This window comes from Rhodanobacter sp. UC4437_H4, from assembly GCF_052978425.1.
The window spans coordinates 381,754-402,838 of sequence record NZ_CM129673.1; the positions used below are offsets into that span (position 1 = coordinate 381,754).

18 protein-coding genes and 1 tRNA gene are annotated in these 21,085 nt (G+C 65.7%); all 19 read left to right on the forward strand.

Annotated features, from left to right (window positions below; all coding sequences use genetic code 11):
- Nucleotides 1-19: 19 nt before the first annotated feature.
- The 19 genes from ACVCL3_RS01980 (at nt 20) to nusA (ending at nt 21,000) form a co-directional block, all read left to right on the forward strand.
- Nucleotides 20-2,899: a sensor domain-containing phosphodiesterase gene (locus tag ACVCL3_RS01980; protein ID WP_447098844.1), complete on the forward strand. Its 2,880-nt coding sequence runs from the start codon at nt 20-22 to the stop codon at nt 2,897-2,899.
- Between the two features lie 83 nt (nt 2,900-2,982).
- Nucleotides 2,983-3,336 (forward strand): PilZ domain-containing protein, encoded by a 354-nt coding sequence (locus ACVCL3_RS01985; protein ID WP_136257074.1) that lies wholly within the window; start codon nt 2,983-2,985, stop codon nt 3,334-3,336.
- Between the two features lie 257 nt (nt 3,337-3,593).
- Entirely contained in the window at nt 3,594-3,950 is a 357-nt protein-coding gene (gene ndhC / locus ACVCL3_RS01990; protein ID WP_395118614.1) for an NADH-quinone oxidoreductase subunit A, read from the forward strand.
- The gene (locus ACVCL3_RS01995) at nt 3,941-4,498 is read left to right on the forward strand and encodes a NuoB/complex I 20 kDa subunit family protein (RefSeq protein WP_008435613.1); all 558 of its coding nucleotides are present in this window, start codon (nt 3,941-3,943) and stop codon (nt 4,496-4,498) included. Before ndhC ends, ACVCL3_RS01995 begins: the two co-directional genes overlap by 10 nt.
- Before the next feature lie 8 nt (nt 4,499-4,506).
- Nucleotides 4,507-5,235, forward strand: coding sequence for an NADH-quinone oxidoreductase subunit C (locus tag ACVCL3_RS02000; RefSeq protein ID WP_447100310.1), 729 nt, complete (start codon nt 4,507-4,509; stop codon nt 5,233-5,235).
- Nucleotides 5,236-5,237: 2 nt separating this feature from the next.
- Nucleotides 5,238-6,494, forward strand: a complete 1,257-nt coding sequence (locus tag ACVCL3_RS02005) for an NADH-quinone oxidoreductase subunit D (protein WP_395118610.1) — start codon at nt 5,238-5,240, stop codon at nt 6,492-6,494.
- 142 nt (nt 6,495-6,636) lie between these two features.
- On the forward strand, nt 6,637-7,203 hold the full coding sequence (gene nuoE, locus ACVCL3_RS02010) for an NADH-quinone oxidoreductase subunit NuoE (RefSeq protein WP_395118608.1): 567 nt from the start codon (nt 6,637-6,639) through the stop codon (nt 7,201-7,203).
- Entirely contained in the window at nt 7,203-8,513 is a 1,311-nt protein-coding gene (gene nuoF, locus ACVCL3_RS02015) for an NADH-quinone oxidoreductase subunit NuoF (protein ID WP_395118606.1), read from the forward strand. Before nuoE ends, nuoF begins: the two co-directional genes overlap by 1 nt.
- Nucleotides 8,514-8,640: 127 nt before the next feature.
- Nucleotides 8,641-10,965: an NADH-quinone oxidoreductase subunit NuoG gene (gene nuoG / locus ACVCL3_RS02020; protein ID WP_447098846.1), complete on the forward strand. Its 2,325-nt coding sequence runs from the start codon at nt 8,641-8,643 to the stop codon at nt 10,963-10,965.
- A 5-nt stretch (nt 10,966-10,970) separates the two neighbouring features.
- On the forward strand, nt 10,971-12,023 hold the full coding sequence (nuoH, locus tag ACVCL3_RS02025; protein ID WP_395118602.1) for an NADH-quinone oxidoreductase subunit NuoH: 1,053 nt from the start codon (nt 10,971-10,973) through the stop codon (nt 12,021-12,023).
- Between the two features lie 3 nt (nt 12,024-12,026).
- Nucleotides 12,027-12,518 (forward strand): NADH-quinone oxidoreductase subunit NuoI, encoded by a 492-nt coding sequence (gene nuoI, locus ACVCL3_RS02030; RefSeq protein WP_395118600.1) that lies wholly within the window; start codon nt 12,027-12,029, stop codon nt 12,516-12,518.
- 9 nt (nt 12,519-12,527) lie between these two features.
- Complete coding sequence (locus tag ACVCL3_RS02035; RefSeq protein WP_447100311.1) at nt 12,528-13,184, forward strand: NADH-quinone oxidoreductase subunit J; 657 nt, start codon at nt 12,528-12,530, stop codon at nt 13,182-13,184.
- Entirely contained in the window at nt 13,181-13,486 is a 306-nt protein-coding gene (gene nuoK / locus ACVCL3_RS02040) for an NADH-quinone oxidoreductase subunit NuoK (RefSeq protein ID WP_136257167.1), read from the forward strand. The genes ACVCL3_RS02035 and nuoK overlap by 4 nt, the downstream gene beginning before the upstream one ends.
- A 4-nt stretch (nt 13,487-13,490) precedes the next feature.
- Complete coding sequence (gene nuoL / locus ACVCL3_RS02045) at nt 13,491-15,518, forward strand: NADH-quinone oxidoreductase subunit L (RefSeq protein WP_447100312.1); 2,028 nt, start codon at nt 13,491-13,493, stop codon at nt 15,516-15,518.
- 14 nt (nt 15,519-15,532) lie between these two features.
- Nucleotides 15,533-17,038: a complex I subunit 4 family protein gene (locus ACVCL3_RS02050; RefSeq protein WP_447100313.1), complete on the forward strand. Its 1,506-nt coding sequence runs from the start codon at nt 15,533-15,535 to the stop codon at nt 17,036-17,038.
- Nucleotides 17,039-17,050: 12 nt separating this feature from the next.
- A complete protein-coding gene (gene nuoN, locus ACVCL3_RS02055; protein WP_447100314.1) occupies nt 17,051-18,505 on the forward strand; it encodes an NADH-quinone oxidoreductase subunit NuoN in 1,455 nt (484 codons plus the stop codon).
- 90 nt (nt 18,506-18,595) lie between these two features.
- A tRNA-Met gene (locus ACVCL3_RS02060) sits at nt 18,596-18,672 on the forward strand.
- Nucleotides 18,673-18,853: 181 nt separating this feature from the next.
- Complete coding sequence (locus ACVCL3_RS02065; RefSeq protein WP_395118590.1) at nt 18,854-19,381, forward strand: ribosome maturation factor RimP; 528 nt, start codon at nt 18,854-18,856, stop codon at nt 19,379-19,381.
- Nucleotides 19,382-19,494: 113 nt separating this feature from the next.
- Nucleotides 19,495-21,000, forward strand: a complete 1,506-nt coding sequence (nusA, locus tag ACVCL3_RS02070; RefSeq protein WP_395118588.1) for a transcription termination factor NusA — start codon at nt 19,495-19,497, stop codon at nt 20,998-21,000.
- Nucleotides 21,001-21,085 lie beyond the last annotated feature (85 nt).

The following is a 21,085-nucleotide window of genomic DNA, read 5'->3' on the forward strand; positions in this document are numbered from 1 at the left end:
GCAAGCAGGGGAAGACGGCATGCACCTCGAAGAGCCGGACGCGATGCGGGTCAATACGGGCGCCACGGCTGCGACCAGCGAGAGCTATTACGCGGCGCTGTCCGAGATCGGCCAGCTGCTGGTTCGCGCGGTGGAACCTCCGGAACTCTACGACGCCATCATCGAGGTGCTGCAGCGGCGCCTGGGCGCGATGCTGGTGATGATCGGCGAGGCCGACCACGCGGCCGGATGGTTCCAGCGGGTGGCGCCGGTGGCGGTGGCCGCGGACATGCAGGACATCTACCCCGAACAGACCCCGCTGTCGCTGGTGCGGCCCTCGTTCTGGCGCGGCGTGCCGCAGATCGAGCCGGACCTGCGCCGCGTGCCGGGCCTGCAGCGATTGCGCACCGCCTACGAGCGCCATGACGTGGTCGCCGCGATGGCGATACCGGTGATGGTGTTCGGCGAGGTGCGCGCCGGACTGGTGATCCGCGCATCCGACCCCGCGTACTTCTCGACACGGTTGACCGAGCTGCTGCAGCAGGCCGCCGCCAGCATCGGGCTGGGGCTGGAGGCGCAGTCGCAACGCCATCAGTTGCAGCGCTCGGTGCAGCAGGAGGCTCGCCAGCGCCGCGCCTTGCGTCTGCTCAGCGAGATGATCAAGGTGGTCACGCACAGCCCTGACGAAACCCTGCTGCTGGCCGAGAGCAGCGACGTGGCCTGCCGCGTGGGCGGCTACCGCTTCGCGTGGATCGGCCTGTTTGCCGACGACGCGGCCACAAGCTTGCGCCTGCATGCCCACGCCGGCATGGATGGCGTGGTGACGCCGGGGGAGGGTCTCGCCCTGGACGAGCAGAAGCATGCCGGCGATGCCGCGGTCGTCGCCTTGCGCCGCGGCGAGCCGTGCGTTCGCCAGTACGCCGCGGGCGCGCCGCGCGAATGGCCGCTGCCGGGCACGACGCTGGGAGACGGCGCGGTGCTGGCGTTGCCGCTGCGCGTGGGCGAGGCGGTGGTGGGCGTGTTCGTGGTCGGTGCCGACCAGGCCGACGCTTTCACCCCGGTCGAGGTCCAGGTGTTCGCGGAGATGGCGGTCGAGCTTGGCCTGGGCATGCAGATGCAGCGGGCGCACGCGGCGCGGCTGCTGGCCGAGCGCGATCTGCGTTTCAACCTGCAGCACGTGCGCACGGTGCTGTCCAACCAGCATTCCGGGGTGCTGGTGACGACGGCGAACGGGCTGGTGAAGTTCGCCAACGAGGCATTCTGTGCCTTGTTCGGGCTGGCCGAATCGCCGGGCGAACTGGAGGGCCTGCCGTCGGCCGCGCTGCACGCTCGCATCAGTCATCTCTATTGCGAGCCCGAACGCGAGCTCGAACGCATGGCCGGCATCGTGGCGCGCAACGAGGAGTCGCGCGACGAGGAAGTGCTGCTGGCCGACGGGCGCGTACTGCTGCGCGACTTCATGCCGATCTGCATTGACGGCGTGGCGCAGGGCTGCATCTGGCAGCAGCGCGACATCACCGAGCGGAAACTGCACGAGGCGCGCGTCGAGCGGCTGGCGTTCTACGACGTGGTCACCGGTTTGCCCAACCGGCGGCTGTTGTTCGAGCTGCTGGAACAGGCGCGGACCCGAGCCACCGCCGACGATTCCCTGCTGGCAGTGGGCATCCTGGACCTGGACCGGTTCAAGAGCGTCAACGATACCGCCGGCCACAGCGGCGGCGACCGCGTGCTGGCGGAGGCGTCTTCGCGCATCCGCGGCATGCTGCGTGACGCCGACGTGCTGGCCCGCCTCGGCGGCGACGAATTCGCGTTGCTGATCCCCGGCCTGGACAGCCGCGAGCAGCTGGACGTGATCAGCCGCTGCATCCTGCAGGCGCTGCGGGTGCCGTTCAACCTGGACGAGGAGCAGTTGTTCCTGTCGGCAAGCATCGGCTGGACCCTGTTTCCGCTCGACGGCTCCAGCGCCGAGGGGCTGGTCCGCCACGCCGACATGGCGATGTACGAGGCGAAGGAGGCAGGCAAGGATCGCGGCTCGCTGTACGAGCCGGCCATGGAGCTGGAGCAGGTGCGTCTGCAGGCGATGCGCGAGCGGATCGCCCAGGCCCTGCAGCAGTCGCGCTTGCAGCTCCTGTTCCAGCCGATCGTCTACATCGACGGCCTGCCCGGGATCAACGGCGTGGCCGGGATGGAGGCACTGCTGCGTCTCAACGATCGCGAGCAGGAGCTGATCGGCCCGGCCAACTTCATGCACGTGCTGGACGACCCGCAACTTGCCCGGCCGATCGGACGCTACGTGCTGGACGAGGCACTGCGCTGCTGCCAGGGCTGGTTGCATGCCGGCGTGCCCGTTCCGGTGTCGGTCAACATCAGCACCCGCCACCTGTTGCACCCGGCGTTCTTCGCGGACATCGACGCCGCGCTGGACACCTATCCTGACGTGATGGACGTCGGCTTCGGTATCGAGATCACCGAGACCGGGCCAAGCATGGACCATGCGCGGGCCAAGGTGGTCATCGAGGAATGCCGGCGGCGCGGCATCCGCGTGGGGCTGGACGATTTCGGCACGGGCTCGGCGTCGCTGAGCCACATCCAGCAGCTCGACATCGAGCACATCAAGCTCGACCAGAGTTTCGTGCGCGACATCCTGCATGATGACCGCAACATGGCGATCGCCGCGGGCGTGATCACCACCGCGCGCATGCTGGCCAAGGCGGTGATCGCCGAAGGGGTGGAGACGCCGGTGCAGGGGGATCTGCTGGCGTCGCTGGGCTGCCACCAGTTGCAGGGCTTCTCGATATCGCGGCCGATGGCCGCCGCTTCCGTGCCGGCATGGGTTGCCGGCTGGGCGCCGCCGGCAACCTGGGGCAACCTGGTCAACGAACGGCAGTCGCTGCTGGCCGGCGAAACGACCGGGCAGTGACGCGCGGCAGTGCCTGACGCGCTGCGCCGACCTGCTAAGATCGACGCCGTTGACCGGGACGCAGGCCCGGCGGGGAGCGTGGCATGAAACCGATGGCTGGCCGGCAAGGCATCATCTCGCTGAAGATCAAGGACGCGGCGTCGCTGTACAACGCGTACATGCCGTTCCTCAAGCATGGCGGCCTGTTTGCGCCGACGGCGCAGTCCTATGCCCTGGGCGACGAGGTGGTGCTGCTGGTGACCCTGGCCGACGAGACCGAGCGGCTGTCGGTGGTGGGCAAGGTGGTGTGGATCAGCCCGGTCGGCGCGCAGGGCAATCGCACCGCCGGCATCGGCATCCATTTCAACGAATCCAGCGACGCGGAGGCCGCGCGCAGCCGCATCGAGAACATCCTCGCCGGCACGCTCAATTCCGAGCGACCCACGCAGACCATGTGACGCGCCCGGCGCAGGCCGTGCGTTAGTTCGCAACGCAGCAGCCGTCAAGGCTTGTTGTACCCCATCGCACTGATACAATGCGCGGATTCGCAAACGCGTTTTGCGAGACATCGGGCGCCGGTGGCTTCGATCCGCCGGCGTAGTCGGAGGCCCAGGCCACGCCGATGCACCGAACTGAAGTCGTCGGACCGTGAGCACTTGATCCAAGTTCCCACCGGTCACTGATGCGCCCAAGCGGCGCGGAGGTAGGTTGCATCGTGCTCGCCGAATACTGGCCTGTCCTGTTGTTCATCGCCGTTGCCGCCGGCCTTGGCGTGGTGTTGCTGGTGGTCGGCCTGCTCGCCGGCCCGCGTCGCCCCGAGGCGGAGAAGCTCGCCCCCTACGAATGCGGCTTCGAGGCATTCGAGGACGCACGCATGCGCTTCGACGTGCGCTATTACCTGCTCGCCATCCTGTTCATCATCTTCGACCTGGAAATCGCCTTCCTGTTTCCGTGGGCGGTGGTGTTCAAGCAGATCGGCCTGATCGCGCTGATCGAGATGGGGCTGTTCCTGCTGCTGCTGGTGATCGGCTTTGCTTACGTGTGGAAGAAGGGAGCGCTCGAATGGGAGTGATCGATTCCATCAGCCGGGTGATGCACAACCCCGAGCCGCTGAACCTGGTCGACGACATCCTGCGCCCGGCCGGCGACAACCCCGTCGTGCAGCGCGGCTTCGCCACCACCAGCGTCGACGCGCTGATGAACTGGGCGCGCACGGGCTCGATGTGGCCGGTGACCTTCGGCCTGGCCTGCTGCGCGGTGGAGATGATGCACGCCGGCGTGGCGCGGCTCGACCTCGACCGCTACGGCGTGATCTTCCGCCCCAGCCCGCGCCAGTCCGACGTGATGATCGTGGCCGGCACCCTGGTCAACAAGATGGCGCCGGCACTGCGCAAGGTCTACGACCAGATGCCCGAGCCGAAGTGGGTCATCTCGATGGGCAGCTGCGCCAACGGCGGCGGCTACTACCACTATTCCTACTCCGTGGTGCGCGGCTGCGACCGCATCGTGCCGGTGGACATCTACGTGCCGGGCTGCCCGCCGACGGCCGAAGCATTGATCCACGGCATCCTGCAGTTGCAGAAGAAGATCCGTCGCACCAGCACCATCGCGCGTTCGTGAGGCCCGACATGTCCGATACCTCCGCGAAGTCGCTTGCCGACCAGCTTGTCGCGCGCTTCGGCGACACGCTGGAAGTCAGCACCGAGCGCAACGAGATCATTGCCGACCTGGCCGCCGCCGACCTGGTTGCGGTGGCCACCGCGCTGCGCGACGAGCCGGCGTTCCGCTTCGGCGAGCTGATCGACCTGTGCGGCATCGATTACCTCGGCTACGGTCAGGTCGAGTGGGACACCACCACGGTCAGCGGCTCGGGTTTCTCGCGCGGTGTCGAAGGGCAGGCGCTGGGCCGCTTCAGCTGGGCCGAGCGCCCCAGCGGCGACAGCCAGCCGCGCCGCTTCGCCGCGGTGGTCCAGCTGCTTTCGATCGAGCACAACCGTCGCTTGCGCCTGCGCGTGTTCTGCACGGACGACAGCCTGCCGGTGGTGCCGTCGCTGACTCCGGTGTGGCCTGGCGTGAACTGGTTCGAGCGCGAGGCGTTCGACCTGTTCGGCATCATCTTCGAAGGGCACCCGGACCTGCGCCGCATCCTCACCGACTATGGTTTCGTCGGCCATCCGTTCCGCAAGGATTTCCCGCTGATCGGCAATGTCGAGGTGCGCTACGACCCCGAGCAGAAGCGGGTGATCTACGAACCCGTGTCGATCGAGCCGCGCGTGCTGGTGCCGCGCACGATCCGTGACGACGCCGACCTGCTGCAGGCCCGGGCTGAAGCCGCCGACAAGTGGCGGGAGAACTGAAGATGGCCCAGGAAATCCGCAACTACACGATGAACTTCGGCCCGCAGCACCCGGCTGCGCACGGCGTGCTGCGCCTGATCATGGAGATGGACGGCGAGACCATCGTGCGCGTCGATCCGCACGTGGGCCTGCTCCATCGCGGCACCGAAAAGCTGGCCGAGTCCAAGCCGTTCAACCAGTCGATCGGCTACATGGACCGGCTCGACTACGTGTCGATGATGTGCAACGAGCACGCCTACGTGCGCGCGATCGAGACCCTGCTGGGGATCGAGGCGCCGGAGCGCGCGCAGTACATCCGCACCATGTTCGACGAGATCACCCGCATCCTGAATCACCTGATGTGGATCGGCTCGAACGCACTCGACCTGGGTGCGATGGCGGTGATGCTCTATGCGTTCCGCGAGCGCGAGGAGCTGATGGACGTCTACGAGGCGGTGTCGGGTGCGCGCATGCACGCCACGTACTACCGCCCGGGCGGCGTCTACCGCGACCTGCCGGCGCAGATGTCGCAGTACCGCGAGTCGCCGTGGCACAAGGGTGCCGACCTCAAGCGCATCAACAGCTGGCGCGAAGGTTCGATGCTCGACTTCCTCGACGCGTTCACCGCCGACTTCCCCTCGAAGGTGGACGAATACGAGGCACTGCTCACCACCAACCGCATCTGGAAGCAGCGCACCGTCGGCATCGGTGTGGTCAGCCCGGAACTGGCCCAGCAGTGGGGCATGACCGGCGTGATGCTGCGCGGCTCCGGCGTGGAATGGGACCTGCGCAAGAAGCAGCCGTACGCGAAATATGCCGAGGTGGACTTCGACATCCCCGTCGGCGTCAACGGCGACTGCTACGACCGCTACCTGTGCCGCGTGGAGGAGATGCGCCAGTCCAACCGCATCATCCGCCAGTGCGTGGAATGGCTGCGCGCCAATCCCGGCCCGGTGATCCTCAACGACTACAAGGTCGTGCCGCCCCATCGCGAGGTGATGAAGGAGAGCATGGAAGCGCTCATTCATCACTTCAAGCTGTTCACCGAAGGCTATTGCGTGCCGGCCGGCGAAACCTATTGCGCGGTCGAGGCGCCCAAGGGCGAGTTCGGCTGCTATCTGGTTTCCGACGGTGCCAACAAGCCGTTCCGCGTGCACCTGCGTGCTCCCGGTTTCGCCCACCTCTCCTCCATGGACACCGTCGTGCGCGGCCACATGCTCGCCGACGTGGTGGCCATGATCGGCACCTACGACCTGGTGTTCGGCGAGGTGGATCGATGAATACGGGAATAGGGAATAGGGAATGGGGAATCGGAAGAGCGGCACGCTTCCGACCGATGCCCCTCGCCGAGAGCTCCGGTGCGCCGCATGCGTTGCCTTTCCCATTCTCCATTCCCCATTCCCCATTCGCTGGTTCAAACCCATGAAAGCCACCGGCAACTACAACCAGGTGAAGCACGTCGATCCGCTCCTCGTGCTTTCCGAGCACACGCGCAAACACATCGACGCGTGGGTGGCCAAGTTTCCGCCGGATCGCAAGCGCTCGGCGCTGATCCAGGCGCTGTTCGGCGCGCAGGAGCAGAACCGCGGCTTTCTCACCGACGAGCTGATCACCGCGGTGGCGAAATATCTGGACCTGCCGCCCATCTGGGCCTATGAGGTGGCGAGCTTCTACTCGATGCTCGAAACCCGGCCGGTGGGCCGCAACAACGTGGCTATCTGCACCAACATCTCGTGCTGGCTCAACGGTGCCGAGGAGCTGGTCCGCCACTGCGAGCAGAAGCTCGGCATCAAGCTGGGCCAGAGCACGCCCGACGGGCGCGTCTACCTGAAGGCCGAGGAAGAGTGCATCGCCGCCTGCGTGTACGCCCCGGCCGCCACGGTCAACGGGCATTACCACGAACGTCTCACCACCGAAAAGCTCGACGCGATCCTGGATGGCCTGACCCTCGACGGTCCGGCCGCTCACGGCGCGGAGGGGAGTCACTGATGGCCGTCGGACCCGCACCCCAGGAACACCAGGTCGTCTACACGACGCTGCACTTCGACACGCCGTGGGCGATGGAAAGCTACGAGCAGGTCGACGGCTACAAGGCCTGGCGCAAGATCCTCGCCGAGAAGCCCGATCCGGCGTCGCTGGTCGAGGAGATCAAGAAGAGCAGCCTGCGCGGCCGCGGCGGCGCCGGTTTCCCGACCGGGCTGAAGTGGTCCTTCATGCCCAAGGGCACGATGCAGAAATACATCCTGTGCAATTCGGACGAGTCCGAGCCGGGTACCTGCAAGGACCGCGACATCCTGCGCTACAACCCGCACGCGGTGATCGAGGGGCTGGCCATTGCCTGCTACTGCACGGGCTCTACGGTGGCCTACAACTACCTGCGCGGCGAATTCCACCACGAGCCGTTCGAACACTTCGAGGCGGCGCTGAAGGAAGCCTATGCCGCCGGCCTGCTCGGCAAGAACGTGCAGGGCAGCGGCATCGACGTGGACATCCATGCCGCCCTGGGCGCCGGCGCCTACATCTGCGGCGAAGAGACCGCGATGATGGAGTCGCTGGAAGGCAAGAAGGGCATGCCGCGCTTCAAGCCCCCGTTCCCGGCCAATTTCGGCCTGTACGGCAAGCCGACGACGATCAACAACACCGAGACCTACGCTTCGGTGCCGGCGATCCTGCGCCGCGGCGCGGACTGGTTCCTCAACCTCGGCAAGCCGAACAACGGTGGCCCGAAGATCTTTTCGGTGTCCGGCCACGTCAATCGCCCCGGCAATTACGAAGTCCGCCTCGGTACCTCGTTCAAGGATCTGCTGGCGCTGGCCGGCGGCGTGCGCAACGGCCACAAGCTCAAGGCGGTGATCCCGGGCGGCTCCTCGATGAAGGTGCTGCCGGCCGAGATCATGCTCGAAAGCACCATGGACTACGACTGCCTGCAGAAGGCCGGCTCCGGCCTGGGCTCGGGCGCGGTGATCGTGATGGACGAGACCACCTGCATGGTCAGGGTCTGCCAGCGCATCTCGCGCTTCTACAAGGCCGAGTCCTGCGGCCAGTGCACGCCGTGCCGCGAAGGCACCGGCTGGATGTATCGCGTGCTGACCCGCATCGTCGAAGGCAACGGCACACAGGAGGACCTGCACCGCCTGAAGGCCATTGCCGGGCAGATCGAGGGCCACACCATCTGCGCTTTCGGCGAGGCGGCGGCATGGCCGGTGCAGGGATTCCTGAACCGGTTCTGGAACGAATTCGAGTACTACGTGGAGCACGGACACTCGATCGTCGATTCGCGCGATGAGGTCAAGGCATGACCATGCTCTCCATCCGCGCGAATCGGGAATCGGGAATCGGGAACAGGGAATCGCGCCGCGACATCCGGCGGCCCTTTCCATCTCCCATTCTCCATTCTCCATTCCCTGCTCCCCAAGGAGTTGCTGCATGAGTACGCAGCCAACCAGCACCGCTCCCGACCTGGTCAGCATCGAGATCGACGGCAAGCCGGTGCAGATCCGCAAGAATGCGATGATCATCGAGGCAGCCGATGCCGTCGGCGTCGTGATCCCGCGTTTCTGCTATCACCGCAAGCTGCCGATCGCCGCGAACTGCCGCATGTGCATGGTCGAGGTGGAGATGGGCGGGCGCCCGGTGCCCAAGGGGCTGCCCGCGTGCGCCACCCCGGTCACCGAGGGCATGAAGGTGCAGACCCGCTCCAAGCTCGCGCTGCAATACCAGCGCGACGTGATGGAGTTCCTGCTGATCAACCACCCGCTGGATTGCCCGATCTGCGATCAGGGCGGCGAGTGCGAACTGCAGGACGTGGCGCTGGGCTTCGGTCGCAGCGTGTCGCGCTTCACCGAGCGCAAGCGCACGGTGGCCGACGAGAACATCGGGCCGCTGGTGGCCACCGAGATGACGCGCTGCATCCACTGCACGCGCTGCGTGCGCTTCACCAGCGAGATCGCCGGCACCTACGAGCTGGGTGGCATGAGCCGCGGTGAGGACCAGGTCATCGGCACCTACATCGGCAAGACGGTGGAAACCGAGCTGTCCGGCAACATCATCGACGTCTGTCCGGTCGGCGCATTGACCGACAAGGTGTTCCAGTTCAAGGCGCGCGCCTGGGAATTGATCGCCAAGCCGTCGATCGGCGCGCATGACGCGCTGGGTTCCAACCTGTGGCTGCACACGCGCCGCGGCGAGGTGCTGCGGGTGGTGCCGCGCGACAACGAGGCGATCAACGAGTGCTGGCTGTCCGACCGCGACCGCTACAGCCACCAGGGCATGTACGCCCCCGATCGCCTGCATGCTCCGCAGGTGAAGCGCGACGGCCAGTGGCACGACACCACCTGGGAGGACGCGCTGGCGTTCGCCGGCGAGGCACTGAAGAAGGCGCCGGGCAGCGAGCTGGGCATCCTGGCGCACCCGTCGATCTCGAACGAGGAGGGCGACCTGCTGGTGCGCCTGGCGCGTGGCCTGGGCAGTGCCCACCTCGACCACCGTTTGCGCCAGCTCGATTTTGCCGATCACGCCGTGGCGGTACCGTTCGGCATGCCGGTCGCCGAACTGGAAAGGGTACAGGCCGCCTTGCTGGTCGGCTCGGACCTGCGCCAGGAACTGCCGCTGGTCAATCACCGGCTGCACCAGGCGACCAAGAAGGGCGCGCGCGTCTTCGTGGTGAATCCGGCTCGTTTCGATTTCAACTACAAGCTGGCGGGCGAGACGATCGTCGCTCCGCAAGCGCTGGTCGACGCCATGCTGGGGCTGGCCAAGGCTGCAGTGGAAGCCGGTGCCACGGCGCCGGCATCGCTGGCCGGTGCGCTGGACAGCGCCCGCAGCGGGCAGGGCGATGGTGGGGTGATTGCCGCGCTGAAGGCGGGTACCTCGGCGGTGATCCTCGGCGAAGCCGCGGCGACACACCCGCAGGCCTCGTGGCTGCGCGCGATCGCGCACTTCATCGGCGAAGCCACCGGTGCCGGCGTCGATGAGGTGCCGGTGGGCGCCAACGCCATCGGCCTGGGTCGCATCGGCGTGGTGCCGGGCAATGGCGGGCTCGATGCCCAGGCCATGCTGGCGCAGCCGCGCAAGGCGTACCTGCTGTACGGCGTCGAGCCGCCCCACGACTTCGCCGATGGCGCCGCGGCGCTGAAGGCGCTGCGCGGCGCTGACAAGGTCGTGGCGTTCAGCGCCTTCGGCGGTGCCGCGCTGCGCGAGGTGGCGGACGTCATCCTGCCGATTGCACTGCTGGCCGAAATCGACGCGACCCTGGTCAACGTCGACGGATTGGCGCAGGGCGTGATCGCGGGTGCCAAGGCGCCGGGCGAGGCGCGGCCGGGCTGGAAGGTCCTGCGTGCGCTCGGCGGGGCGATGCAGCTGGCCGGTTTCGAGTTCGACGACATCGCCGGTCTGCGCGACGGCATCGGCGAGCGCGCGCAGGCAGCGCGCCAGGGCCTGTCGACGCGTGCGGCGCCTGCCGCGCTCACCCGGTTGGCCACCTGGCCGATCTACCGCGTCGATGCGGTGTTGCGCCGGGCCACCGCGCTCAATGCGCACCCGCTCAATCGTGCGCCGGCGATCCGCCTCAATGAAGCCGAGGCGGGGCGGCAAGGCCTGACCGCCGGCGCGCAGGCGCGCATCGGCGAGGTGCAGTTGCCGGTGCTGGTCGATGCGGCCGTGCCCGACGGCGCCGTGTGGATCGAGGCAGCCCAAGACCTTACCGCCACGCTGCCGCCGCACGGCGCAGCCATCACCTTGAGCAAGGCATAGGCATCATGGCTGATCAACTCATCAACCAGGTCATGTGGCCGCTGATCTACATCCTGTGCATCGTGCTGCCGCTGGTGATCGCGGTGGCGATGTTCGTGTACTGGGAGCGCAAGGTCATCGGCTGGATGCACGTGCGCATGGGACCGAACAAGGTCGGCCCCGGCGGCGTGCTGCAGGCGTTCGCCGACGTGGTGAAGCTCTTGATCAAGGAAGTGATCCTGCCGACCAAGGCCAACCGCTTCCTGTACTTCCTGGCGCCGCTGATCGGGCTGGTCCCCGCGCTGGCGGCCTGGGCGGTGATCCCGTTCAGCGGCAAGATGGTGCTGTCCAACGCCAACGCAGGCATCCTCTACCTGCTGGCGATGACCTCGATGGGCGTCTACGGCATCATCATCGCAGGCTGGGCGTCCAACTCGCGCTACGCGCTGTTGGGCGCCATGCGTTCGGCGGCCCAGGTGATCTCGTACGAGCTGGCCATGGGCCTGTGCCTGGTCTGCGTGATGGTGCTGGCCGGCAGCCTCAACCTCAGCGAAATCGTCAACGCGCAGGCCGGCGGCAAGGGCCTGTTCGACTGGTTCTGGCTGCCGTTGCTGCCGGTCTTCGTGATCTATTTCGTCTCCGGCGTGGCCGAGACCAACCGCCTGCCGTTCGACATGGCCGAAGGCGAGTCGGAAATCGTCGCCGGCTTCCACGTGGAGTATTCCGGGTCGGCCTTCGCGCTGTTCTTCCTGGCCGAATACGCCAACATGATCCTGGTCAGCTTCCTGTCGGCGATCTTCTTCCTCGGCGGCTGGCTCAGCCCGCTGCAGGGCTGGATTTCCGCCGACGCGCCCGGCTGGATCAGCTGGCTGGGGGCAGGCGGCTTCATCTGGCTGTTCATCAAGGCGTTCGTGATGTCGTTCTTCTTCCTGTGGTTCCGCGCCACGTTCCCGCGCTACCGCTACGACCAGATCATGCGCCTGGGCTGGAAGGTATTCATCCCCATTGCCATTGCCTGGGTGTTCGTCGCCGGTCTGCTGAAGTACTACGACCTGGTCAGCATCGGGGTGGGAGCGTAAGCCATGAACGCGGTAACCCGTTATTTGAAGAGTTTGATGCTGGCGGAGCTGGTTGCCGGCATGGGCGTGACGATGCGCTACATGTTCAAGCCCAAGTACACCATGCGCTACCCGATGGAGCACATCCCGAAGTCGAATCGTTTCCGCGGTCTGCATGCGTTGCGCCGCTATGCGAACGGCGAGGAGCGCTGCATCGCCTGCAAGCTGTGCGAGGCGGTCTGCCCGGCGCTGGCGATCACCATCGATTCGGCTCCGCGAGAGAGCGACGGCCAGCGCCGCACCACGCGCTACGAGATCGACCTGTTCAAGTGCATCTACTGCGGTTTCTGCGAGGAGAGCTGCCCGGTCGACTCGATCGTCGAGACCTCGATCCACGAATACCACTTCGAGAATCGCGGCGAGAACGTGGTGGACAAGCAGAAGCTGCTTGCCATCGGCGATCGCTTCGAACAGCAGATCGCTGCGGATCGTGCCCAAGATGCGCCGTACCGCTGAGGCCCTTCGATGAATCCCCAAACGCTGCAAATCATCTGCTTCTACGCCTTCAGCCTCGTCACGGTGGCGGCGGCGCTCTCGGTGATCACGCTGAAGAACACCGTGCACGCCGTGCTCGCGCTGGTGCTCACCTTCTTCAGCGCTGCCTGCCTGTGGATGCTGCTGGACGCCGAGTTCCTCGCGCTGGCACTGGTGGTGGTCTACGTCGGCGCGGTGATGGTGCTGTTCCTGTTCGTGGTGATGATGCTCGACATCGACCTGGAGAAAATGCACGAGGGTTTCGTGAAGTTCCTGCCGGTCGGGGTGATCGTGGCCATCGTGATGCTGGTCGAGATGCTCGGCCTGATCGGCGTGCGGGCGATGCATGCGCGCGACCTGGGCGCTGATCCGGCTGCGGTGGCCGGCATGTCCAACACCGCGTGGCTGGGCCAGGCGCTGTACACCAAATTCCTGTTGCCGTTCGAAGTGGCTGCGCTGGTGCTCACCGTGGGCCTGGTGGCTGCGGTAGCGCTGACCCTGCGCGAACGTCGCGGCGCACGTTACGAATCCGCCAGCCGGCAGGTCAGGGTCGATCCGCGCGATCGCGTGCGTATCGTCAAGATGGACGCCGTACGCCCGACGCCGGCCGCCGCCGACGAGGGCGCCGCAGGAGAATCCAAGCCATGATTTCGCTCGCACACTACATCGTGCTCGGCGCCGTGCTGTTCTGCATCGCCGTGGCCGGGCTGTTCATCAACCGCAAGAACGTGATCGTGCTGCTGATGTCGATCGAGCTGATGCTGCTTGCGGTCAACATGAATTTTGTCGCGTTCTCGCGCTTCCTGGGCGACGTGTCGGGGCAGGTGTTCGTGTTTTTCATCCTCACCGTGGCTGCGGCGGAAGCTGCCGTCGGCCTGGCGATCCTGGTCCTGCTGTTCCGTACGCGCAGCACGATCAATATCGCCGACATCGACAGCATGAAGGGCTGAACCCATGGGTCTTTCCACGAGCGTCCTGTTGACCATCGCACTGGCGCCGCTGCTCGGTTCGCTGGTGGCCGGTTTCGTCAGCCCGTTCCTCGGCCGCGCGGGTCGCGCGGTCGCCCACACCGTCACCATCGCGTGCATGATCGTGTCGGTCGCGCTGTCGTTCCATGTGCTGTACCAGCTCACCGTGGGCGGCGCGGACAACTACAACCAGAACCTCTACACCTGGTTCCAGATCGGGCAGGTCAACGCCAGCGTCGGTTTCATGGTGGACAGGCTCACCGCGATGATGCTGGTGGTGGTGGGCTTCGTCTCGCTGGTGGTGCACCTGTACACCATCGGCTACATGCGCGACGACCCGGGCTATACGCGCTTCTTCAGCTACATCTCGCTGTTCACCTTCTCGATGTTCATGCTGGTCATGAGCAACAACTTCATGCAGCTGTTCTTTGGCTGGGAAGCGGTGGGCCTGGTGTCCTACCTGCTGATCGGCTTCTGGTACAAGCGGCCGACCGCGATCTTCGCCAACCTGAAGGCGTTCCTGGTCAACCGTGTGGGTGACTTCGGCTTCCTGCTGGGCATTGCCGCGGTGTTGACCTTCCTGCACACGCTGGACTACGCCAGTGCGTTCAGCGCGGCGCCGGGGCTGGCTGGCCAGACGCTGCAGATCACCGCGAATACGCAGTGGGATGCGGCGACCGTGATCTGCATCTTGCTGTTCGTCGGCGCCATGGGCAAGTCGGCACAGGTGCCGCTGCACGTGTGGCTGCCCGATTCGATGGAAGGCCCGACCCCGATCTCGGCGCTGATCCATGCCGCGACCATGGTCACCGCCGGCATCTTCATGGTGGCGCGCATGTCGCCACTGTTCGAGATGTCCTCGACTGCGCTGAGCTTCGTGCTGGTGATCGGCGCCACGACTGCGCTGTTCACCGGGTTGATTGGCATAGTCCAAAATGACATCAAGCGCGTGGTGGCGTACTCGACGCTGTCGCAGCTGGGCTACATGACGGTGGCGCTGGGCGTGTCGATGTACTCCGGCGCGGTATTCCACCTGATGACCCACGCCTTCTTCAAGGCGCTGCTGTTCCTCGGTGCCGGTTCGGTGATCATCGCCATGCACCACGAGCAGGACATGCGCTACATGGGCGGCCTGCGCAAGTACATGCCGATCACCTGGATCACCATGTGGATCGGCTCGCTGGCGCTGGTGGCGGTGCCGTTCACCTCGGGTTTCTACTCCAAGGATGCGATCATCGAGGCGGTCGGCCTGTCGCATCGCTGGGGCGCCAACTATGCGTACTTCTGCGTGATGGCAGGTGCGCTGGTCACGGGCCTGTACACGTTCCGCCAGATGTACCTGACCTTCCACGGCAAGGAACGCTTCACTGTCGTCGCCTCGCATGGTCACGGTCATGACGATCACGATCACCATGAACCGGGCGTGCTGGCGCATGCGCCGAAGGAGTCGCCGTGGGTGGTGACCGTGCCGCTGGTGCTGCTGGCGATCCCGTCATTGCTGATCGGCTACGTCACCGTGGCGCCGATGCTGTTCGGCAACTGGTTCGGCAGCGCGATCCACGTGGGCGAGGCCAACAACGTGCTGGCCGAGCTGGGCCAGGAGTTCCATGGCGCGGCGGCGATGGCGTTGCACGGCTTCACCCAGCTGCCGTTCCTGCTGGTGGTGGCGGCCTTCGTGATCTGTACCTACATCTACGTGTTCAATCCCGCGCTGGCCGGTCGGATCAAGCAGGCGCTCAAGCCATTGTGGACGGTGCTCGACCGCAAGTACTGGGCGGATGAAGTGGAGTACGCGCTGTTTGCCAGCGGCGGGCAGAAGATGGGGCGCCTGTTCTGGAAGTTCAGCGACGCCGGCGTGATCGACGGCGTGGCGGTGAACGGGTCGGTGCGGCTGGTCCATCGCGGCGCGGCATTGCTGCGGAGACTCCAGACCGGTTATCTCTACCACTACGCGTTCGCCATGATCATCGGCGTGATCGTGCTGTTTGGCGGCTATCGACTGTTCGGCAACTAGGGGAAGCAGGCTCCATGTTCAATCATCTTCTCAGTCTGCTGATCTGGCTGCCCATCGTCGGCGCGGTGCCGGTGCTGCTGGCCGGTTCCGCCCGGCCGATGCTGGCGCGCTGGCTGGCGCTGCTGATTACCATCGCGACCTTCGTGATCAGCCTGTGGCTGCTGCGCTACGACCCGGAAGGGTCGGTGATGCAGCTGCAGGAAACCCATGTGTGGATCGCGACCTGGGGCGTGCATTTCACCCTGGCGGTGGACGGCATCTCCGTCGCGCTGATCATGATGACGACCTTCGTCGGCATCCTGGTCATCGCCGGCGCGTGGAAGGTCATCCAGAACCGTCCGCACCAGTACATGGCCTGCATGCTGTTGCTGGAGGGCCTGCTGATCGGCGTGTTCTGCGCCACCGACGCGCTGGTGTTCTACGCCTTCTTCGAGGCGGTGCTGATCCCGATGTACATCCTGATCGGCATGTGGGGCGGTCCGCGGCGCGTGTACGCGACGTTGAAGCTGTTCATCTACACGTTCACCGGTTCGGTGTTCATGCTGATCGCGCTGCTGTACCTGTACCAGAAGGCGCACACGTTCGATCTGGCGACGCTGGCGGCGCTGCCGCTGACGATGAAGGAGCAGGCCTGGCTGTTCTTCGGCTTCCTGATCGCCTTCGCGATCAAGGTGCCGATGGTGCCGGTGCACACCTGGTTGCCCGACGCGCACGTCGAGGCGCCCACCGGCGGTTCGGTGTGGCTGGCGGCGGTGATGCTGAAGATCGGCACCTACGGCATGGTGCGCTTCATCCTGCCGATCACCCCGGACGCCGGTGCGCACTTCGCGTGGATCGTGATCGTGCTCAGCCTGGTCGCGATCGTCTACATCGGCTATGTCGCGCTGGTGCAGGAGGACATGAAGAAGCTGGTGGCCTATTCGTCCGTGGCGCACATGGGCTTTGTCACCCTGGGCATCTTCATGGCCTTCATGCTGGTGCGCGAAGGCGGCAATACCGACATGGCCAGCCTGGGCATGCAGGGCGCGATGGTGCAGATGATTTCGCACGGTTTCGTCTCCGGCGCCATGTTCACCTGCATCGGCGTGATGTACGACCGCACCCACACGCGCCAGATCAAGGACTACGGCGGCGTCATCAACATGATGCCGTGGTTCGGCCTCTTCTACGTCTTGTTCGCGATGGCGAACTGCGGCCTGCCGGGCACCAGCGGTTTCGTCGGCGAGTTCATGGTGATCCTGGCCAGCTTCAGCGCCAGCCCGTGGATCGCGTTGTTTGCCACGTTCACCCTGATCATCGGTGCCGGCTACACCTTGTGGTTGGTCAAGCGCGTGCTGTGGGGCCCGGTGACCACCGAACACGTCAAGCACATGACGCCGATGACCCCGCGTGAAACCTGGGTGCTGATCGGCTTTGCCGTTGCGGTCCTTGCCATCGGCGTGTGGCCGCAGCCGCTGATCCACCTGATGGACAGCTCGGTGGCGCACCTGGTGCAGCAACTTGCCGTCCACAAGATCTGAGCAGAAGCGAACATGCCCACTCTCTATGACATCCTGACCCTGCTGCCGGAGCTTTACCTGGTGGCGGCGGTGTGCCTGATCCTGCTGCTGGACGCGTTCATGAAACCGGCGCAGCGCCCGCAGCTGCACTGGATCTCCATCGCCGTGCTGCTGGTGGCGATCTACCTGGTGGTCGCCGGCCAGCCCGAACAGACCGCAACCGCGTTCAACGGCATGTTCGTGCGCGACCACGTGGCGGAGATCCTCAAGGTCTTCGCGCTGGGCATCACCGCAGTGGTGTTCGTGTACGCGCGGCCCTACATGATCGACCGCAAGCTGTTCGGCGGCGAGTTCTACGCGTTGATGATTTTCGCCGCGCTCGGCGTGATGGTGATGGTGTCGGCCGGCAACCTGGTAACGATCTACCTCGGCCTGGCGCTGCTGTCGCTGTCGTCCTATGCGCTGGTCGCGCTCAACCGCGATGCCCGCCTGCCGCCGGAGGCGGCGATCAAGTACTTCGTGCTGAGTGCCCTTGCTTCCGGCATGCTGCTCTACGGCATGTCGATGGTCTACGGCGCGTCGGGCATGGGCGGCACGCCGACACTGGATCTGGCGCAGCTGCATGGCGTGATGGCCTACACCACGGCACCCAAGCTGTTGCTGCTGGGCCTGATATTCATGCTGGTGGGCATCGGTTTCGAGCTGGGCGTCGCGCCGTTCCACATGTGGCTGCCGGACGTCTATCACGGAGCGCCGACGCCGGTGACGACGTTCATCGGCGCGGTGTCGAAACTGGCGGCATTCGGCCTGGCCTGGCGCCTGCTCGAGGTCGGGATGGGCGATCTCAGCCGTTACTGGCAGCCGATGCTGGCCGCACTGGCCACCGCATCGCTGGTGATCGGCAACCTGGTCGCCATCGTGCAGACCAACTTCAAGCGCATGATGGCGTACTCGACCATTTCGCACATGGGCTACGTGTTGCTGGGCCTCTCGGCGGCAACCCCTGAAGGCTACTCGGCTGCACTGTTCTACGTGATCTGCTATGCGCTGATGAGCGCGGCGGCGTTCGGCGTGATGCTGGTGCTCGCCCGGGCCGGGTTCGAGTGCGAGGAGATCAGCGATTTCAAGGGTCTGAACCAGAAGGCGCCGTGGATGGCGTTCCTGATGCTGTTGGCGATGTTCTCGCTGGCCGGCGTGCCGCCGCTGTTCGGCTTCTGGGCCAAAGTGCTGGTGCTGGAGGCGGCGATCCACGCCGACATGTTGTGGCTGGCCATCGTGGGCGTCGTCACCGCGTTCATCGGGCTTTACTACTACCTTTACGTCATCAAGGTCATGTACTTCGATGCGCCGGAGGAAGGCGCGGTGGTGGAGGTCAAGACCGACACCTCGCTGCGCGTGGTGCTGTCGGTGAATGCCTTGGCGCTGCTTGCGCTCGGCCTGTACTGGGGGCCGCTGCTGGCATGGTGCCAGCGCGCGTTCGGCGTCTGACGCCCATGTCGGCGGATGGTTTTCCGGCCAGCGCGACGATCTTCGTGCTTGCAAGAAACCCGCCATCCCGGTAGACTTTGCGGACTCTGATGCGGGGTGGAGCAGTCTGGCAGCTCGTCGGGCTCATAACCCGAAGGTCGCAGGTTCGAATCCTGCCCCCGCTACCAGATCTTTCTTGATGCAAGAAAGCCTCCTCGTGAGGCTTTTTTGTTGGCTGCAAGGATGTACCGCACGGCGCGAAATGCGAGCGCCGGACATGGAACGCGACACGAGGACGATCATCGGCGAGTTAGGGAAATGGGCCGTTGGAGCCCATTTTTTGTTTCCGCGACCGAGTTCAGGTGAGTGATGGATACCCAGGCTCTGGCACGACGATTCAGCGAAGTACTGGCCGATCTGGGCCTGGAATGCCTTGGCGTGGAGTTCACTCCATCGCAGGGGCAGAGTACCCTGCGCGTTTACCTTGATTTGCCCGAGGCGGATGGCGCGGAGCGTCGTGAAGTCGGCATCGAGGATTGCGAGAAGGCGAGTCGCGAGCTGTCGGCGCTGCTCGACGTGGACGACCCGATTCCCGGCCATTACGTGCTGGAAGTCTCCTCGCCGGGCATCGACAGGCCGTTGTTCACCGCGGCGCAGTTCCGCAAGGCCGCGGGACAGGAAGTGAAGGTGCTGCTGAAGGCACCGCTGGATGGCCGCCGTCGCCTGCGCGGCAAGCTGGCCGTGGTGGAGGGCGACCGCATTTCGCTCGAAGCGGAAGGCCGCACCTTCGATTTCGAGCACAACCAGGTCGAGAGTGCGCGCGTGGTGCCGGACTGGGTCGCGCTCGGTTATGCGCCCCAGCCCAAGCCCGGCGGCAAGCGCCCTGCGAAGAGTTAGCAGAACCCATTGAAAAGCCTGCCACGGATGGCGGACCTTTGATCCACGTGTTCATGGACGAGCGCAGAAAAATCAACAATTGGACGCCGCCTGGCGCCTGTGGAGTTGCAGCAATGAGCAAAGAACTTTTGCTGGTCGTCGATGCGGTCGCCAACGAAAAGGGCGTATCGGAAGACGTGATCTTCGACGCGATGGAGGCCGCACTGGCTTCGGCCGCCAAGAAGCGGTACCCGGACGAAGAGCCGGATATCCGCGTGTCGATCGATCACGCTACCGGCGAGTACGAGACGTTCCGCCGCTGGGAGATCATCGCCGACGACGGCGAGATGGAATCCCCGGCGTACCAGCTGCGCCTGATGGATGCGCTGGACGAGCGTGCCGACGCCCAGGTCGGCGAGTACATCGAGGAGCAGGTCGAGAACGCCGAATTCGGTCGCATCGCCGCGCAGGCCGCCAAGCAGGTGATCGTGCAGCGCGTGCGCGAGGCCGAGCGCCAGCAGGTGGTGGACGCCTTCGCCGATCGCGTCGGCGAACTGGTCACCGGCATCGTCAAGCGCGTCGAGCGCGGCAACATCTATCTCGACCTCGGCAGCAACGCCGAGGCGTTCATCCCGCGCGACAAGACCATTCCGCGCGAGTCGGCGCGCGTGGGCGACCGCGTGCGCGGCTATCTCTACGAGGTCAAATCCGAGGTTCGTGGCCCGCAGCTGTTCGTGTCGCGCGCCGCGCCGGAGTTCATGATCGAGCTGTTCAAGCTGGAAGTGCCGGAAGTCGGCCAGGGCCTGGTCGAGATCAAGGGCTGCGCGCGCGACCCGGGCGACCGCGCCAAGATCGCCGTGCTGGCGCACGACAGCCGCACCGACCCGATCGGCGCGTGCATCGGCATGCGCGGTTCGCGCGTGCAGGCGGTCTCCAACGACCTCAACGGCGAGCGCGTCGACATCATCCTGTGGCACGAGAATCCGGCCCAGTTCGTCATCAACGCGATGGCGCCGGCCGAGGTGCAGTCGATCATCATGGACGAAGAAAAGCACTCGATGGACATCGCGGTGGCCGAGGACAAGCTGTCCCAGGCGATCGGCCGCGGTGGCCAGAACGTGCGCCTGGCCAGCAAGCTGACCGGCTGGCAGCTCAACGTGATGACGCAGGACCAGGTCACCGCCAAGAGCGAGGCCGAGCAGGAAGCGGCACGCGTCCTGTTCATGGACAAGCTAGAGGTCGACCAGGAGATCGCAGTCATCCTGGTGCAGGAGGGTTTCTCCAGCATCGAGGAAATCGCCTACGTGCCCAGCGCCGAGCTGCTGGCCGTGGAGGGCTTCGACGAGGACATCGTCGAGGAGCTGCGTGCCCGCGCCCGCGATGCGCTGCTGACCGAGGCGCTGGCGGTGGAGGAGGGCGTCGACGATCACCAGCCCAGCGCCGAGCTGCTTGCCCTGGAAGGCATGGACGAGGAAACCGCTTATGCGCTGGCCGCGCGTGAGGTCTGCACGGTCGACGACCTGGCCGACCTGGCAGTGGACGACCTCATCGATATCGAGGGCATGGATGAGGAGCGCGCTGCGGCGCTGATCATGGCGGCCCGCGCGCCGATGATCGCGCGGCTGGAGCAGGGTGGCTGAGCGCGGGTACGGCGGCACCCCGGACGGGTGCGCCGGGAAGAACCCCGGGGTTCTTCACCAGGGATGGAAAGGGCGGCGATCATGA